The following is a 17,577-nucleotide window of genomic DNA, read 5'->3' as shown; positions in this document are numbered from 1 at the left end:
CACTTCGTTGGAAGTGGCTTTTTTGCTATTAAAAATTATGATTATTGGGCTTGAGTAAACTCTAAATTCACCAATAATTTTACTTTATCCGAAACAACTAATCCTCCTGCTTCTGTTACTTGGCTCCATCCTAATCCGTAATCTTTACGATTGATTTCGCCTGAGAATTCGAAACCAGCTCTTTCTAATCCCCAAGGATCAGTAATAACTCCACCAAAATCTGCATTTAAAGTGATTGGTTTTTTCTCTCCACGGATTTCTAAAGTTCCCTCAATTTTTCCGTTTTGAATACCTGAAGTACTTTCAAATTTCATTTCTGGAAATTGTTCAGCAGCGAAAAAATCAGCTGATTTTAAATGTCCATCACGATCTGAATTTTTTGTATTGATTGAATCTACTTTTGCATCAAATTCAAATTTTGCATCAGAAAAATCGTTACTATTACTTTCTACACCAGCATTGAAATGATCAAAATTTCCTGTTACTGTAGAAATTACCATGTGTTTTACTTTAAATTGAACTTCTGAATGAGAAGGGTCTAAATTCCATTTTGTTGCCATAATGTTTTGTTTTTATTTGTTATTTAAATTGATTTATTTATCCTATTTTGAATGATAACATTCCTAATGATCCGTAAATTAATTTGTCATTAAAAAGTGTTACTTCCTCTTCTTTTCCTTGTAATGCTAATGCGTAAATAGATGGCAAATAATGTTCCATAGATGGTACGGCGAGATTAAATGCGCTACCTTTTTGTACAAAATTGAACAATTCGTCGTGATTACCTGTTTGAACAATATTCTTGAATGTATCATTCACCTCATAAGCCCAATCGTAACCAGCATTTGGCTCGTTCCAATTTAACGCTCTCAAATTGTGTACAACATTCCCACTTCCTACTATTAATACACCCTTACTACGCAAAGCGTCTAATTCCTTTGCTAATTCGTAATGCTCTTTTGGCATTTTATAAACATCCAAACTCAGTTCTATCATCGGAACATCTGCTTCTGGATACAAAAATTTAATCACACTCCAAGAACCGTGGTCAAATCCCCACATTTTGTCTAAATCGACATCTGTTGTTTTAATTAAATTTTTGACCTCTGTAGCCAATTCTGGACTTCCTGGTGCTGGTTATTCAACATCGAATAAAGCTTGCGGAAAACCATAAAAATCGTGAATCGTTTTCGGTTGTTCTAAAGCCGTAACTTTAGTCCCTTTCGTTTCCCAATGTGCCGAAATACAAATAATCGCATTTGGTTTTGGGATTGTTTTTCCAATATTCTTCCAACCTTCTACAAAAATATTTTCTTCGATTGCATTCATCGGAGAGCCATGTCCTAAAAATAAAACTGGCATTTTATCAGTTGTAGAAAAACTTGAAGTAATTGATTTTAACGTATTGAAATCCACGATTTTATGACATATTTTATTTATTATTATTTTGCTTTTGGAGCTGCAAATTCTAAGTTAGATGTTAAGGTAACAACATCACCTACAACAGCTTCTGGGAAATTACCACCGATGTTAAAATCACTTCTTTTTACATTTCCTTTTACTGTAAATCCGTACGTTTTAACTCCGTTATTATTGATACTTCCGTTGTAAACTAATTTTAACGCAACTGGTTTAGTTACTCCGTTTAATGTTAAATCACCAATCATTTTAAATTGATTTCCTTTAACACGTGTGATTCCTTTTGAAGAGAATTCTAATTTTGAATTTTTTGCTGCATTGAAAAAATCTGCTGATTTCAAATGATTATCACGTGCTTCAACTCCTGTATTGATAGAGTTGATATCTGCAACTACATGAAATTTTGCATCGCTTAAATCTTCTTTTGTAAAGTTTAAATGAACATCAAAATTTTGGAATTGTCCTTCAACATCAGAAATTGTCATGTGCGAAACAGAAAAACCTAATTTTGAGTGTGCTTTATCATTTGTATAATTTTGAGCGAATGCAGACATTGAAGCTGCTGATAACATTAACGTGAATAATAATTTTTTCATAACGAATGATTATTTGATTGTTTTTAATTAATTATTTTGATAGGACAAATTTAGCTCAGACCTCAATGAGATTTCATTGACATAAGATAAGAAATTAAAAAACTTGATTTTTTCAACTAAAAAACAATCAGATTGTATCAATTAATATTCCAAAAAGTAAAGATTTTGAATTCGTTAACAATAAAAAAACACTTCAATAGAAGTGTTTAATATTATTTTACTGGACTAAAATACCAGTAGGTAGATGTTTTTTTATTCTCGACTTCCAAATATTCTGGAAATGCTTGTGGTAATAAATGTAATTCTTCCGATTTTTTCAAATCAGTTAGAATCTGACGTAAAGGATATCCTTTTTTACGATCGTGAGGAAAATATCCTTTTTCTATTAAGAAAGGCATCATGTCCTTCGTTTTTACACGTTCCAACTTATTTTCTGTTAAATAAGCCTGAATATCTTCGCTCATTTTTTTGACCACTTCGCGGTCTACTTTAATATATTCGTTTCTCTTCATATAATTTTACCAATTACCATTCATGTGCGTCAAAATCATAGGACCTTCAGAAGTTACCAAAACAGTATGTTCGTGTTGCGCAAAAACGCCAGGAGCATTTCCTATCATCGTCCAACCATCCGCTTGTTCAATTGCTTCGTAAGAATTTTCAGAAATAAAAGTTTCTAACGCAATCACAGAGTTTTTACGGAATCGACGTTTATCATCTGGATCTCTGAAATTCATCAAATCTAACGGTTCTTCGTGCAACGAACGCCCTACTCCATGACCAGTTAAATTCTCAATCACATGATAATGATGTTTTTTTGCTTCTTTCTCAATAATTCCACCAATATCAGCGATTTTAACGCCAGATTTTACAGCCGCAATTGCTTTTTGAAGTGCAGAAATCGATGCATCAACAATTTTTTGATAACCATTTACATCTTCTCCAACAACAATAGAACCTCCATTATCAGCCCAAAAACCACCTAATTCTCCAGAAACATCAATATTAATAACATCTCCATCTTTCAAAATTTTATCAGCTCTTGGAATTCCGTGACAAATTTCTTCATTCACGCTTAAGCAAGTATAACCAGGAAATTGATATGTCTCGAAAGGAGCTGATTTACAACCAAATTTGTGCATAATCTTCGCACCAAAATCGTCCAATTCTTTTGTTGACATTCCAGGTTTTACATAATCTTTCATCTCTTTAAGAGTAACAGCTACAGCTTCGCTGACTTTTTTCATTCCGATTAACTCTTCTTCTGTCTCTATAATCATTGCTTAAATTCTATTGATTTCCTTTTCAGAAATCATTTGCAAATTTACGTGTATTTGCAACGATTATTCGCTTATTTTGATAGAAATTCGTGATTATTGTATAATAGATTATATTGTTGATTGATAAAGAAGTATATTAATCATAATGAAAACGACATTTCGCGATTTGAATTTCATCTTCTACAACACGATATATTAACCGATGTTCATGATCTATTCTTCTTGACCAAAAACCTACATATTTGTGTTTCAAAGCTTCTGGTTTCCCCAGACCATCAAAAGGATTTCGAGCAATATCTTTAATCAATTCATTGATCTTTTTCAATTTAGATTTATCTGTTTTTTGCCAATACAAATAATCTTCCCAAGATTCATCAACAAAAACGATTTTCATTTATTCTTCGATTAACTCTTTTGTAAACGTTTTCTGAGTTTTTAATTTCTCAATTGCAGCATCCAAACGCTCTTCATTTTTGCGAGAAGAAAGCTCATAATTTGTAGCCATTAGTGAGTTATACTCTTCTAAAGACATAATAACAACACCAGAATTTTTTCCACGATTGATAATCAATGTTTCAAAATTATTCGTCACACGATCAAAATATTCTTTCATATCTTTTCTAAATTCAGAAATACTTGTTATCAACATATGTACAATATTTTGTACAAATATATGTACAATTAATTATAAATCAACTTGATTTACAAATTTTTAGAAAATAAAAAAATCCGTCAAATTGACGGATTTAAGTTTATATTTTTTATAATTATTAATCTGCATCATAGATTAATACTCGTTTTGCTAGTTTATTTGGACCATTCAAAAACTCAATATGTTGTGGATGTTTTTGATACGTCTCAAATTGTTCCATCGTTTCGAAAGCTGCAAACAAAGAAAACGAATACGAAGCATCGATAACATCTCTTTCGATATTTGCAGGCGTTCCAACATGAAAAAATGCTGAAGGAGCAATTGGTTCTAAATCTTTCAAAGCTTGATGAAATGTATTCACTTCAGCTTCTGTAGCGTCATCTTTTAACCAAAATAATACGTGGTGTGCTAACATAAATTTATATTTTAGTATGCAATTTGCATTTTTACTTTCTTATTTTTTACTTTTTGACCGTTCAATTTTTTCAATAAATCTGGAACTTTTTTACGGTTAATCGCAACATACGAAGTGGTATCTTTTACTTCTATAATTCCAACATCGTTTTTCTCCAAACCTCCTTTTTTGAACAAGAATCCTACAATATCAACTTTGTTTACTTTGTCTTTTTTCCCTGCAGAAATATAAATCGTTTGGTAAGGTGTACGTTCTGGAATTTTATATGTTCCTCCTAAATTTTCGACAGGTAAATTTTCATTTACAAACGGAAAATGCTCTTCATTACTGATAATTAAATATACAAAACCTTTCGCATTCATACGAGCTGTACGTCCATTTCTGTGGATAAAAGCAGCTTCTTTTGCAGGTAATTGATAATGAATAATCGAATCTACTTCTGGAATATCCAAACCACGCGCAGCCAAATCTGTTGTAATTAAAACTCTAACCGAATCATTTCTGAATTTCAGTAATGCACGTTCACGCTCATCTTGTTCCATTCCTCCATGAAAACTTTCGCGCGCAATTCCTTTTTCATGCAACAAATTGCTAATACGATCAACTGCATCGCGGTGATTACAGAAAATCAACATACGTTTGCTTCCAATTTTACAAATCAAATTGAATAATGTATCCAATTTTTCTTCTGAAATGGTATTCACCACTTTCATGTGTAAATCTGGTTTTACCTCGATTTGTTTTAGATAACTCACGATTTTTTCGTCATTCAATCCAACAAATTCTGGAATATTTTCCATTTCTGTAGCAGAGGTTAAAATACGTTGTTTCAATCCAGAAAGTTGCTCAACAATAAAGCTCATATCTTCTTGAAAACCTAATTCTAACGCTTTATCAAACTCGTCTAAAATTAAAGTCTGAACAGTTGAAGGATCAAAATTTTCGTTACGCAAATGATACGCAATACGTCCTGGAGTTCCGATTAATACAGCCGGAGCTTCTAACAAAGTATTTTGCTCAACTTTTGTATTGTGTCCACCATAACAACACGTTACTTTATAATCAGATTTCATCGATTTGAAAACTGTTTCGATTTGTAAAGCTAACTCACGCGCAGGAACTAAAATTAAGGTTTGAACACCTTTTACATCTGGATTTAAATCTCTTAAAGTCGGAAATAAAAACGCCAATGTTTTACCAGAACCTGTTGGTGATAATAGAATTAAATCTCGTTGATTTTCGGACATTTTGAATGCTGAACGTTGCATTGCATTCATATCTTTGATGCCCAAATTTTTATAAAGTAAATCGATTTGCATGCTGCAAAAATAGTCTATTCTTTCGAATTAATCATTTTTTGACACTGTAGAAATCTTATAATCTTCCATAAATTCATCAAAAAGATTCATGATTTCGAAGTGATTTTTATCTAATGTATTTGCGTCAAACGAAACAACAGCACCATACATTTTATTCCAAAATCTCATGCGCACTTGTAGGAATTTTTGAGATTCATTATTGATAAACTTATCAGCATCAACAACTTTTATATTAATAACACGTTGACGAGGTAATTTCAGCTCTTCAATTTCTAGAATCTTTTCCCATTCAATATAATTCAATTGATCCGTAGGTTTGTAAACAATTCCTTTTTTATCGATCAATAAAATCAATTGTTTTTTCATCAATTTTTTGATTGAAATTATGATGAATAAAAGACTTGGAATAAATAAAATTCCGCTTAAAACTTTTGCAGTTTGCGGAGAATTAACTTGATTGGCGTTTAAAAATAAATAAATTGAACAAGCAATAAATAAAAGACTACCGAATAATAATCCCCAATTGCTTGTCTGTTTTGCGTAAACTTTAACTGAATTCAACTGATTTTGTTTTTACAAAAATATAGATTTTAATCTTAATTAAAGGTTATAAAAAAAGAGCCTCAAAAACTGAGACTCTTTCTAAATTATCCAAAAATTTCTTGGTATTGTTTCTTATATTTTTCTAAAATAATTTTTCGTTTAAACTTTAGTGTAGGCGTCAACTCTCCTCCTTCTACAGTCATTTCATTTGGAATAATTGCAATCTTTTTGATTTGCTCCCAATGTCCAAAATGATTATTCAGTTGATTGATTTCTTCTTCTAATTTCTTTTTGACAACATTGCTTTTCTGAAATTCATCATGAGGAAGATTTACAATTTCCGAAGCATTTGACTGCGACCATTTTTTGAGATTTGTATAACTCGGAACCACAAAAGCACCAGGAAACTTCTCGCCTTCTCCAACAACCATCAATTGCTCGATGAATGGCGATTCTACCATTTTCATTTCGATTTGTTGTGGAACAATATATTTTCCTCCCGAAGTTTTGTACATTTCTTTTTTACGGTCAACAATTTTCAAGAATTTATTGTCAACCCATTCGCCAATATCCCCCGTATATAACCAACCATCTCTGATTTCTTCGGCAGTTTTTTCTGGCAAATTATGATAACCCATCATCACAATATCACCTTTTACTAAAATTTCGCCATCATCGGCCAATTTTACTTCAACACCTTTCAGCGGAGGTCCAACAGTTCCAATCTTTTTCCCTCGACGAAAACAATTCACCGCAATTACTGGTGAAGCTTCTGTTAATCCATAACCTTCATAAATTGGAATTTCTGCAGCTAAAAATACACGAACAATTCGTTGTTGAATCGCTGCACTTCCCGTTACAATGGCTTTTAGTTCACCCCCAAGTCCTTCGTACCATTTATGTAAAACCAATTTTCGAGCAATTGCTAATTTCAAATTATAAATTGCCGAACGCTGATCGTCTTCTAACACAAACTCATCGCCAACTTTTACAGCCCAATCAAAAATAGATTTCTTAAAACCTGATAATTGCGCTCCCGTTTGCATGATTTTCTCGTACACTTTTTCAATCACACGAGGAACAGCCGTAATCATATGCGGTTTGATTTCTTTTAAATTATCGCCAATCTTCTCCATCGATTCTGCAAAATATATCGAAATTCCCATGTACACATACAAATATTGAATTGTTCTCTCATACGCATGACAAGCTGGAAGAAAGGTCAAAGCACGATCATAAGGATCAAGTGGTGTTGAATATTCACACGCAATCACATCTGCAATAATGTTTTTGTGCGACAACATCACGCCTTTTGGATTTCCTGTTGTTCCTGACGTATAGATTAAAAAAGCTAAATCTTCGTGCTTTACATTTGCGGCACGTTTGTCTATTTCTTCTTGTTGAATTGTTTTTCCTTTTTCGATTAAAACATTCCAACTTTCTGTATTTTCAAACTCATCAATCGAGTACAATTGCTCTAATGAAGGCAATTTTGTTTTTAGTTGATTGATTCGCGTGTACAAATCGAGATTACTTGTAAAACACAATTTTATAGCCGAATCGCTAAAAATATATTCGTAATCGTTGTCAGAAATATTCGGATAAATCGCTACCACAACAGCTCCGATTTGTTGTATCGCATAATCTATCATATTCCATTCGACACGATTTTCTGAGATTAATCCCACTTTTTCACCTGGTTGAACTCCACAAGCGATCAATCCTTTTGAGATTGCATTAACATGTTCTAAAAAAGTTGTGGTTTTCATCGGTTTCCATTCTCCATTTTGTTTGGATACAAACATGGATAAATCAGGAAACTTCTCCAGCTGACGTTTTGGTAAATCAAAAATTCTGGTTGCTTCCATAGTGCACTTATAGTTTTGTAATTTTGAAAAGAATTCGTCGAAAATAGCATAAAATGATGAGTTTTTCAAAAATTTTATCTTCAACTTAAAAAGAATTATTTTCGTCATAAATATTACAATTATGAAATATCTAATTCTATTTCTACTATTATTTTACTCTTGTAGCTCTGATTTTAAAAAGTCTTATAAAATTGGAGATATTAAATTATATGAATTACAATGTTCTGGACACTATTATTTGAGCACTGATAATTGTGATTGTAAATATTTACCAACTAATTATTTTATTCCAAAAGGTGGAAATGATTCATTTTTTGAATTATTCTTAAAGGAGAATAAAGGAAAACTTCAAGTTAATTCACTTTATAATGAATTTGAAACTCATGGAAATATCAAAGAAAAAGTAGATTTTATTATATATACCGATAACGCTTCTTTTATGGATAGTATAAGAAAAGTAAATTATACTGTGATTCGAGGATATTCTAATGGAAGAATGAATCCATAAAAAATCCCTCAATTCATGATGAGTTGAGGGATTTTTTTATTTATAAATTTCTTCGAATTCTTTCTGGTATTTTTTTAGAATAACTTTACGTTTCATTTTCAAAGTTGGCGTTAATTCTCCCGCTTCAATTGTGAATTCATAAGGTAATAAATGAAATTTTTTAATCTTTTCCCAATTTCCAAAATTGACATTTAATTTGTTGATTTCATTTCCTATCAATTCATAAATTTTTGGATGCGTTAAAAATTCTTCAAGAGGTAAATTAATCAATGAAGATTCATTTGTTTTTGCCCAATCAATGCAGTTTTCATACGAAGGAATAACCAAAGCAGCAGGGAATTTTCGTCCTTCTCCAACCACCATAATTTGTTCGATATAATTAGATTCTGAAAGAATTTTCTCAATTTGTTGCGGAACAACATATTTTCCTCCAGAAGTTTTGAACATTTCTTTTTTACGATCGATAATTTTTAAGAATTTATTATCAACCCATTCGCCAATATCGCCCGTATATAACCAACCATCTTTCAAAACTTCAGCAGTCGCTACAGGATTTTTATAATATCCTTGCATGATATTTTTTCCTTTTGCTAAGATTTCTCCGTCTTCAGCTAATTTAATTTCAATATCAATCAAAGGAATTCCGACAGTTCCGATTTTCATTCCACGTTTGATGCAATTTACAGACAAACATGGTCCAGCTTCTGTTAAACCATAACCTTCGTAAATTGGAATTCCGGCAGCTAAATACAATTTCAATAAACGAGTTTGTAAAGTTGCACTTCCCGAAGCAATTCCTTTAACATTTCCGCCAAGCGCTGCTTTCCATTTCGAAAAAATTAATTTTCGAGCAATATTTAATTGAAATTTATACCAAGCAGAAAGCTTTGATTCATCTAAATCATACTGTTCTCCTAACGAAATTGCCCAAAAGAATAATGCTCTTTTAATTCCTGTCAATTGTTCTCCAGTCGCCATAATTTTATCGTAAACTTTCTCTAAAACACGTGGAACAGCCGAAAAAATATGCGGTTGAACTTCTTTCATATCTTGCCCAATCGTATCCATTGATTGCGCAAAATAAATTGGTAAGCCCATTTTGATGTACACATATTGAAAGACGCGTTCATACGCATGACAAGCAGGTAAAAAAGACAACGCTTTATCATACGCTTTTACAGGAAAAGAATATTCGGAACTATTGACATCAGCCAATAAATTTTCGTGAGAAAGCATCACACCTTTCGGATTTCCAGTTGTTCCAGAAGTATAAATAAGAGTTGCTAAATCAGTTGGTTTTACATTGTCCATCTTCGTTTGTAAAACCTCATCAGCAATAGAAATTCCTTTCGAAATTAATTCAATCCAATTTGGTGTATGCGGATAAGTATTAAATGTATAAACTTGTTCAAGATTTGGAATACGATCTTTAATTCCTAATAATCGTTGATACAACGCGTCATTGCTCACAAAACAAAGTTTGATTTCGGCATCATTTAGAATAAATTCGTAATCATTGTCCGAAATATTGGGATAAATTGCCACAACGACAGCTCCAATTTGTTGAATTGCAAAATCTACTAAATTCCATTCCAAACGATTTTCGCAAATCAACGCAACTTTATCATTTGGTTGAACGCCATTTGCAATCAAACCTTTCGAAATATTATTTACTCGATTGATAAAATCTGTTGTCGAAATTCCCTTCCATTCTCCTTTTTCTTTGTAATTAAAAATCGAAATGTTAGGTGTATTTTTTTCTTGAAATCGAGGTAAATCGAATACTCTTTGCGGTTGTTTCATATTCTTGAAATAAGGATACAAATTTCTGCTAATTCTTTCTACTTTAGAAATTATTTGCTCATTCTTTTCTCAAAAAAATTAAGTTTATTATCAATAAAAATCATTTTACTTTTTTGCAATAATTATACTATACTCTCTTTCAACTTTTTCGCCAGCTTTACTAATCACACTTTCCGAAAATGTTTTTGTATCTTCAATCGAAAATTTAGCAGATTTCAATAGTTTTATCACTTCATCTTCTGTGTACAAATTGAAGCCAAATTGAGTAAAAGGCAATGTTTCCATAAATTCCTTTTTAGCAAAAGTAAGCGCAAATTTCCCGTTGAATTTCAAGACTCTATAAATTTCACTCAAGAAAAATTCAGGATTTTTCCAAAAATAAATTGTATTTACCGTGAAAATTTTATCAAAGCGTTTTTCATAAAAATGAATTCTTTCATCCGTAATTATTTCAAATCTAATATTTGCATTCAAATAATCAGAATTGTTCATAATAGCACTATTTTTCATGACCTGTGAAAGTTCTAAACCAATATATTCTAAACCATTTGCTTGATTCAATACATAAGATAAATGCTTACAATTTCCATGACCTAACTCCAAAATTTGTTCTTGATTTTGTAATTGTAAATGATCTATTGTCATTTTCGTCATTCCAAAATTACTTTCACTCATTTGCTCACCAATTTCAATTCCTTCGTCTCCATTTGGACAACTCAATTGTTTCGCAAGGCTTTGTAAATCAATATTATTTTTCATTTAATTTATTTATATAGAATAATTCTAAATTAATAAATATTAATCATTATACGCGTGATTTTAATCATTTAAAAATTACATCTTACCTTTGAAAAATAGTAAAATAGATGAGGGATATTATACGAACTGAAGACGAAGATGATTTCAAACTGTTTTGTTTGGAATCTGTAGCAGATATTGAAGAGCAAAATGATTCGCAATTATTGGAATTTTTGGAACATTTGGCGCGAGAATTTCAGATTACGAATGTTTATAAAACGACTGATAGCTTTGAAGGTTTCGAGGAAAGTTTGACCAATCTTCTTTATCATGATAAATATTTTAGAGATTATAAAATCATTTATTTAGTTTTTGAAGGACAAGGAAATCAAATTCAAATTGATGATTATTACTATAGTTTGGAAGAAGTTGCTGAGATTTTTCAAGGAAAATTAACTGATAAAATTGTTCATTTTTCGAATACAATGAATTTGGATTTGGAAGACGAAAGTTTTCAATATTTTATTGATGTGACGGGCGCAAAAGCTTTGTCTGGATATGTAAATCCTTCTCCAATTTTGAGTACGATTTTGGATCAATATTATTTTTGTTTAGCGAAAGAAATTGATGACGAAGAAGAGCTTGTACATGCGTTGTTTGATAAACATGCAAATATATGCCTGAAATTAGGTTTTAGATTGTATCATTAAAACTAAATTAACTACACAAAAAACTTGGAGATATAATCCTATAGTTAAAATGAAAAGTGCGCACTTATATACAATTTAAAATTATAGAGATAGAAACTGCAAGATTTAATTCTTAAAAATAATGTATAAAATTACATTAATATAAACTTAAACAATTCATTTATATATTTTAAGATAAATGCTATATCATTTTTTTAATTTTATTATTATTTCAATTTATCTTTCAAGAATTGTGCAGTATAGGATTCTTTTGCTTTGACAAAATCTTCTGGTGTTCCTTCAGCAACTAAATAACCACCTTTTTTTCCTCCTTCTGGACCAAGATCAATTACCCAATCGGCTACTTTGATAATATCCATATTATGCTCGATTACAAAAACCGAATGTCCCAAATCAATCAAAGCACGTAACGCTTTAATCAATTTCTGAATATCTTGGAAATGTAGACCAGTAGAAGGCTCATCGAAAATAAACAAGGTTTTGTTTGTTGTTTCTCCTTTCGTCAAGAAAAAAGCCAACTTCACACGCTGCGCCTCTCCACCAGAAAGTGTATTTGACGATTGCCCAAGTTTTACATACCCCAAACCAACATCTTGCAATGGTTTTAGTTTTTCGACAATTTTATTTTGTTGATGCGTTGCAAAAAAGTCAATTGCTTCATCAATTGTTAGATTTAAAACATCTGAAATCGATTTTCCTTCAAACTTAACTTCTAAGATTTCTTTCTTGAAACGTTCTCCGTGACAATCTTCACAAATCAGCTCTACATCAGCCATAAACTGCATTTCGATGGTAATCGTTCCTTCTCCTTTGCACGTATCACAACGACCGCCATCTACGTTAAACGAAAAATGTTTTGGTTGAAATCCCATCACTTTACTCGCTTTTTGATTAGCAAATAAATTTCGAATATCGTCGTAAGCTTTTACGTAAGTTACAGGATTAGAACGCGAAGATTTTCCAATCGGATTTTGATCGATTAACTCAATACCTTCCAATTGTTTTAGATCTCCAACTAACTCATCAAAATCACCAATTTTATTTCCAAAAATCTCGAAATGACGTTGAACAGCTGGTGCTAAAATATCTTTCATTAACGTCGATTTTCCTGAACCTGAAACACCTGTAATCACAGTTAATTCGTTCAGAGGAAATTTAACATCAATATTTTTTAGATTATTTTCTCTTGCTCCAATAATTTTCAGATAATTAGGAGATTTTAGACGTTTTTTAGGAACTTCAATTTCTAATTTTCCGTTCAAATATTTAGATGTTAATGTATCACCTTTTAATAATTCATCATAGGTTCCTTCAAAAACTACTTCACCTCCATTTGTTCCCGCTTCTGGACCAATATCGATGATATAATCGGCAGCTTTCATAATGTCTTCATCATGTTCTACTACAATCACTGTATTTCCTAAATCGCGTAAACGATGTAAAATCGTAATAAATTTGGCTGTATCTCGCGAATGTAAACCAATCGAAGGCTCGTCTAACACATACATCGAACCAACCAAACTACTTCCCAAAGAAGTTGCTAAATTGATACGTTGTGATTCTCCTCCAGATAAGGTATTCGAAGCTCGATTTAGCGTTAAATATTCTAAACCAACATCTAACAAAAACGTTAAACGCGACTTAATTTCGTATATAATTCGACCCGCAATTTGCTGATCATATTCGTTAAATGTAATACTTGTGAAGAAATCATTCAACTCATTCAAAGGTAAATCAACCAAATCATTAATCGATTTATCCGCAATTTTCACGTAATTAGTTTCCTTACGCAAACGCTTTCCTTTACAAGTCGGACAAGTTGTTTTTCCTCTATAACGAGACAACATTACACGATATTGAATTTTGTATGTATTCTCCTCAACCATTTTGAAGAAACCATCCAATCCTTCCCAATCATTATCTCCGTGCCACAAATAGTCTTTTTGCTCTTCTGATAATTCAAAATATGGTTTATGAATTGGAAAATCTACTTTTTGAGAAAGTTTGATAAAATGATTTTTCCACTCGCCCATTTTCTCACCTTTCCAAGCTACAACTGCATCTTCATAGATTGACAACGATTTATTTGGAACGACAAGGTTTTCCTCAACTCCAATTACTTTCCCATAACCTTCGCAAGTTGGACAAGCTCCATAAGGATTATTGAAACTAAAGAAATGAATCGTTGGTTCATTGAAAATCAGACCATCTGATTCGAATTTATTAGAAAAATATTTTACCGAATTATCTTCTACATTTACAATCGCTATTTCTCCTTTTCCTTCGAAAAAAGCCGTCTCGATAGAATCTGCCAAACGATGATAAAAAGATTCTTCATCCTCTGTTGGCAAAGCGATACGATCAATGACAAGATGAACGTCATTTTCGGGTTGAGGCTCAAAATTAAATGAAATTAAGTCTTCAATTTTTACTTGATTTCCATCCACACTCAAACGTGTAAACCCTTGTTGTTGAAGAATATTCAAATGCTCTGCAAACGAACGTTCCTCTGGCACAACCAATTTTATTTGAAGAATAAATTTAGTTTCAGCCGCAAAAGTTTGTAAATAATCAATTGCATCCGTTACCGAATCTTTTTGAACTAATTCTCCTGTAATCGGCGAATATGTTTTTCCAATTCGTGCGTACAACAACTTTAGATAATCATAAACTTCTGTTGTTGTCCCAACTGTAGAACGTGGATTTGTTGAATTTACTTTTTGCTGAATCGCGATTGCAGGAGCAATTCCTTTGATATAATCAACTTGAGGTTTATCTAATTTCCCTAAAAACTGACGTGCATAAGACGACAAACTTTCGACATAACGACGCTGACCTTCCGCATACAACGTATCAAAAGCCAAAGTAGATTTCCCAGAACCAGACATCCCAGTAATCACGACCAATTTATTTTTTGGAATCGCTAAATCAATGTTTTTTAAGTTGTGCAATTTTGCACCTTTAATCAGAATAAATTCTTTCGGATCAAGTTGATTGATATCTTTTTTCATCGTGGCGTAAAGTTAAGTTATTTTAGAAAGTTAAACTTAATTACCACAAAAATTCGTCATAAAATTATAAGGTATAAAAGATAATAGATTAGGTGTAAATATAAAAGCGCATCAACATGTTGACGCGCTTTTTTCAATAAAAAAATAAAAATTTATTCCTGAAATAATAAATAATTTTCTTCGTTTAACTCTTGATATCCAACATCGTACACATAAAAAATCGTGCCGTTTTTTGATTCATCTACATTTGTAATGTATTTAAAATCAAAGTTTCTCAAACTCAATTCGTTTTTATTTACCGAACGAGCGCCTTCATCTAATAAGGTTTTCAATATACGATTATTCTTTCTTAATCTGTTATTAATATTACGAACAATTTCAACTTTATCGCGATTAAGATTATTATTATAAGAATTTCGACAAAAATCGTTACAGAACTTTTTGTCTTTTCGACCAAATAGTGTTTGGTTACATTGGAGGCATGTATTCATAAGATAGATTTTAGGTTTGTAAGTACAAATATAAAAAAAAAGTTATTCAATTTACAAATACTTAACCTTATGTAGTTTTGTCTTTAAATCAAACTCTTAAATATTTAGTAAATGTTTATCATCATATTTATTATTTTTGTTTAAATTTTATTGATTTTGAAAATTTTAAACAAATTACCCGACCCATTTATCCTATTTTTATTCGTAGCCATTGTTGTCGCCTATTTTTTTCCTGATATTAGTTTGTGGTCTTACAAGGATTTCAATCTGAATACAATAATAGATATTGGCGTTATTTTAGTTTTCTTTTTTTATGGATTAAAACTTAATTGGAAAGAAGTATTCAAGGATTTAGCAAACTGGAAAATGCATGTCTTGATTCAATCTATTACATTTATATTTTTCCCATTATTAGTATTGTGTTTTTATCCGTTAGTAAAAAGTTACCCAATTTATTTTACACTTTATGTCGCAATATTTTATTTAGCCGCATTACCAAGTACCGTTTCTTCGTCAGTTGTAATGGTTTCGATTGCGAAAGGAAACATACCAAGCGCTATTTTTAATGCAAGTATTTCTGGACTAATAGGTATTGTTGTTACACCGCTTTGGATGAGTTTGTTTTTATCAAAAAGTAATGGTGAATTTGATTTATTAGCCACTTTTTTGGATTTGGTTCTTAAAATTATTTTACCTGTTTTTGTCGGCGCACTTTTACAACCTTATTTAGGGTTTTTTTACAATAAATATAAAAAACAATTCGGGAATTTGGATAAACTAACCATTGTACTTATTGTTTACAACAGTTTTAGTCATACTTTTTTGGATGGATTATTCTCAAAATTAGGCGTTCTTCCGTTGTTGGCAGTTTTCATAATTGTAGTTGCGTTATTCTTTTTCTTTTTTAATCTTTCAAAATGGGTTGCGAAGAAAATGAATTTTAATCGAGAAGATGACATCACCATTCAATTTTGTTCGACTAAAAAATCATTGGTTCATGGCTCGGTAATTGCAGCAGTTATTTTTACGGGAGATATCGGTATTTATTTGATTCCGATTATGCTTTACCACACTTTTCAGTTAATTTATATCAGTTATATCGCCAATCAATATGCTAAAGAAGTTGAATAAAACTTATCGAAGTATTCTTATTTTTCTATTTCAAATTATTTTATTTTCGATACTATTTTCAATAGAAAGCGTTGATGATTTTATCGTGAATCATCTTACATTTCCAATTTCAGGATTTATTGCAAAAATCACGAATTCAGTTCATTTTCCTGTTGGAGAATTATTTTATTTAATCATTGGAATAATCGGTTTTGTATTGATTTTTAAATTGATTCGAAGTTTTTTTAAATCAAAAGAAAAAATCTCGCATTCAATTTATTGCATTATGATTTTTGCAAACTGTATTTACTTTATTTACACATTTGCTTGGGGCGTGATGTACAAAAAAGAAACGTTAACAATTGACAAAGAAGAAATCGTTATTCAACCTAAAATTCTGAAAGAAATCTATTGCTACGAACTTGATAAAGCAATATCAACAAGAAATTTAATCGAACACAATGATTCGACAACCACGATAAAATTCAAATCAGATTTAGAAGAGTATAACCAAGAGTTTTTTGCTTTACAATCTCAAGTAAAAAAAGTAAAATGGTTGAAAAATTATCGATTATTAAATGATACACATTACAAATTATCTTGGATTTCGGAAATGCAAAATTATATGGGAATTTTGGGATACTATAATCCTTTTACGGTAGAAGCAAATCTGAACCGATACAATACAAATTTGAAACAACCTGCTACGCTTTTTCACGAATATGGGCATCAAATGGGATTTGCATCAGAAAGTGAAGCTAATTTTTTGGCTTATTATTTAGGCACAAAATCTAAAAATCCTGAAATTAATTATTCTGTTTATTACAAAAGTATTTACACACTGTTAGGCGCTATTTACAAATCTGATCCGTATTTTGTGAAAATGGAATTGGATAATATGCATTCTAAAATAAAGCAAGACAGAAAAGCCGAATTAAAACATTATTTGAAATATGAAGGCGCTACGAGCGATACTTTTTCTGAATTAAATAATCAGTTTTTGAAGGCAAATAATCAAGAAGGAACGATAAGTTATAGCAAATATGTCGAATTGATTTACTTGTTGTATCAAACAAAAAAAGCAACGAATTAATCGTTGCTTTTCTATTATTGT

General features: G+C 31.1%; 18 protein-coding genes and 1 pseudogene. 4 read left to right on the top strand and 15 right to left on the bottom strand.

What is annotated here, in order from left to right:
- Positions 1-41: 41 nt before the first annotated feature.
- From N5D90_RS01825 to N5D90_RS01775, 11 genes and pseudogenes are all read right to left on the bottom strand, one after another.
- A complete protein-coding gene (locus tag N5D90_RS01825) occupies positions 42-560 on the bottom strand; it encodes a YceI family protein (RefSeq protein WP_115000649.1) in 519 nt (172 codons plus the stop codon).
- Positions 561-597: 37 nt separating this feature from the next.
- Positions 598-1,416 (bottom strand): annotated as a pseudogene (gene ygiD / locus N5D90_RS01820) (4,5-DOPA dioxygenase extradiol).
- A 26-nt stretch (positions 1,417-1,442) separates the two neighbouring features.
- Complete coding sequence (locus N5D90_RS01815) at positions 1,443-2,015, bottom strand: YceI family protein (protein ID WP_115000651.1); 573 nt, start codon at positions 2,013-2,015, stop codon at positions 1,443-1,445.
- A 212-nt stretch (positions 2,016-2,227) separates the two neighbouring features.
- Positions 2,228-2,527 (bottom strand): hypothetical protein, encoded by a 300-nt coding sequence (locus N5D90_RS01810; RefSeq protein ID WP_038331664.1) that lies wholly within the window; start codon positions 2,525-2,527, stop codon positions 2,228-2,230.
- Between the two features lie 6 nt (positions 2,528-2,533).
- Positions 2,534-3,295: a type I methionyl aminopeptidase gene (gene map / locus N5D90_RS01805; protein ID WP_115000652.1), complete on the bottom strand. Its 762-nt coding sequence runs from the start codon at positions 3,293-3,295 to the stop codon at positions 2,534-2,536.
- 136 nt (positions 3,296-3,431) lie between these two features.
- Positions 3,432-3,689: a Txe/YoeB family addiction module toxin gene (locus N5D90_RS01800; RefSeq protein ID WP_115000653.1), complete on the bottom strand. Its 258-nt coding sequence runs from the start codon at positions 3,687-3,689 to the stop codon at positions 3,432-3,434.
- Positions 3,690-3,944 (bottom strand): type II toxin-antitoxin system Phd/YefM family antitoxin, encoded by a 255-nt coding sequence (locus N5D90_RS01795; protein ID WP_115000654.1) that lies wholly within the window; start codon positions 3,942-3,944, stop codon positions 3,690-3,692.
- 121 nt (positions 3,945-4,065) lie between these two features.
- Positions 4,066-4,362, bottom strand: a complete 297-nt coding sequence (locus N5D90_RS01790; RefSeq protein WP_180906722.1) for a Dabb family protein — start codon at positions 4,360-4,362, stop codon at positions 4,066-4,068.
- An 11-nt stretch (positions 4,363-4,373) separates the two neighbouring features.
- Complete coding sequence (locus N5D90_RS01785; RefSeq protein ID WP_180906721.1) at positions 4,374-5,681, bottom strand: DEAD/DEAH box helicase; 1,308 nt, start codon at positions 5,679-5,681, stop codon at positions 4,374-4,376.
- Between the two features lie 27 nt (positions 5,682-5,708).
- A complete protein-coding gene (locus N5D90_RS01780) occupies positions 5,709-6,242 on the bottom strand; it encodes an STM3941 family protein (protein WP_280061383.1) in 534 nt (177 codons plus the stop codon).
- 86 nt (positions 6,243-6,328) lie between these two features.
- Positions 6,329-8,092 (bottom strand): long-chain fatty acid--CoA ligase, encoded by a 1,764-nt coding sequence (locus N5D90_RS01775; RefSeq protein ID WP_280061382.1) that lies wholly within the window; start codon positions 8,090-8,092, stop codon positions 6,329-6,331.
- Positions 8,093-8,213: 121 nt separating this feature from the next.
- On the opposite strand from N5D90_RS01775, the gene N5D90_RS01770 reads away from it, so the two are divergent.
- The gene (locus N5D90_RS01770) at positions 8,214-8,600 is read left to right on the top strand and encodes a hypothetical protein (protein WP_115000663.1); all 387 of its coding nucleotides are present in this window, start codon (positions 8,214-8,216) and stop codon (positions 8,598-8,600) included.
- A 36-nt stretch (positions 8,601-8,636) separates the two neighbouring features.
- Here the strand turns inward: N5D90_RS01770 and N5D90_RS01765 are convergent, their stop codons facing one another.
- Both N5D90_RS01765 and N5D90_RS01760 read right to left on the bottom strand, forming a co-directional pair.
- Positions 8,637-10,403, bottom strand: a complete 1,767-nt coding sequence (locus N5D90_RS01765; protein ID WP_280061381.1) for a long-chain fatty acid--CoA ligase — start codon at positions 10,401-10,403, stop codon at positions 8,637-8,639.
- Positions 10,404-10,508: 105 nt separating this feature from the next.
- On the bottom strand, positions 10,509-11,162 hold the full coding sequence (locus N5D90_RS01760; protein WP_038331641.1) for a class I SAM-dependent methyltransferase: 654 nt from the start codon (positions 11,160-11,162) through the stop codon (positions 10,509-10,511).
- A 107-nt stretch (positions 11,163-11,269) separates the two neighbouring features.
- Here N5D90_RS01760 and N5D90_RS01755 point away from each other — a divergent pair, with 107 nt between their 5' ends.
- Positions 11,270-11,851: a DUF6642 family protein gene (locus tag N5D90_RS01755; RefSeq protein WP_115000667.1), complete on the top strand. Its 582-nt coding sequence runs from the start codon at positions 11,270-11,272 to the stop codon at positions 11,849-11,851.
- 206 nt (positions 11,852-12,057) lie between these two features.
- Here the strand turns inward: N5D90_RS01755 and uvrA are convergent, their stop codons facing one another.
- Complete coding sequence (gene uvrA / locus N5D90_RS01750) at positions 12,058-14,862, bottom strand: excinuclease ABC subunit UvrA (protein WP_280061380.1); 2,805 nt, start codon at positions 14,860-14,862, stop codon at positions 12,058-12,060.
- 152 nt (positions 14,863-15,014) lie between these two features.
- Positions 15,015-15,353, bottom strand: a complete 339-nt coding sequence (locus N5D90_RS01745) for a hypothetical protein (protein ID WP_280061379.1) — start codon at positions 15,351-15,353, stop codon at positions 15,015-15,017.
- A gap of 156 nt (positions 15,354-15,509) precedes the next feature.
- Between N5D90_RS01745 and N5D90_RS01740 the strand changes: the two genes are divergently transcribed.
- Together N5D90_RS01740 and N5D90_RS01735 are read left to right on the top strand one after the other, a co-directional pair.
- Positions 15,510-16,484, top strand: a complete 975-nt coding sequence (locus N5D90_RS01740) for a bile acid:sodium symporter family protein (protein ID WP_280061378.1) — start codon at positions 15,510-15,512, stop codon at positions 16,482-16,484.
- Positions 16,465-17,556, top strand: coding sequence for a DUF3810 family protein (locus tag N5D90_RS01735; RefSeq protein ID WP_280061377.1), 1,092 nt, complete (start codon positions 16,465-16,467; stop codon positions 17,554-17,556). The genes N5D90_RS01740 and N5D90_RS01735 overlap by 20 nt, the downstream gene beginning before the upstream one ends.
- Positions 17,557-17,577 lie beyond the last annotated feature (21 nt).

The organism is Empedobacter sp. GD03797 (genome assembly GCF_029842105.1).
Lineage (GTDB): Bacteria > Bacteroidota > Bacteroidia > Flavobacteriales > Weeksellaceae > Empedobacter > Empedobacter falsenii_C.
This window is presented reverse-complemented; position numbering and strand designations above follow the sequence as displayed.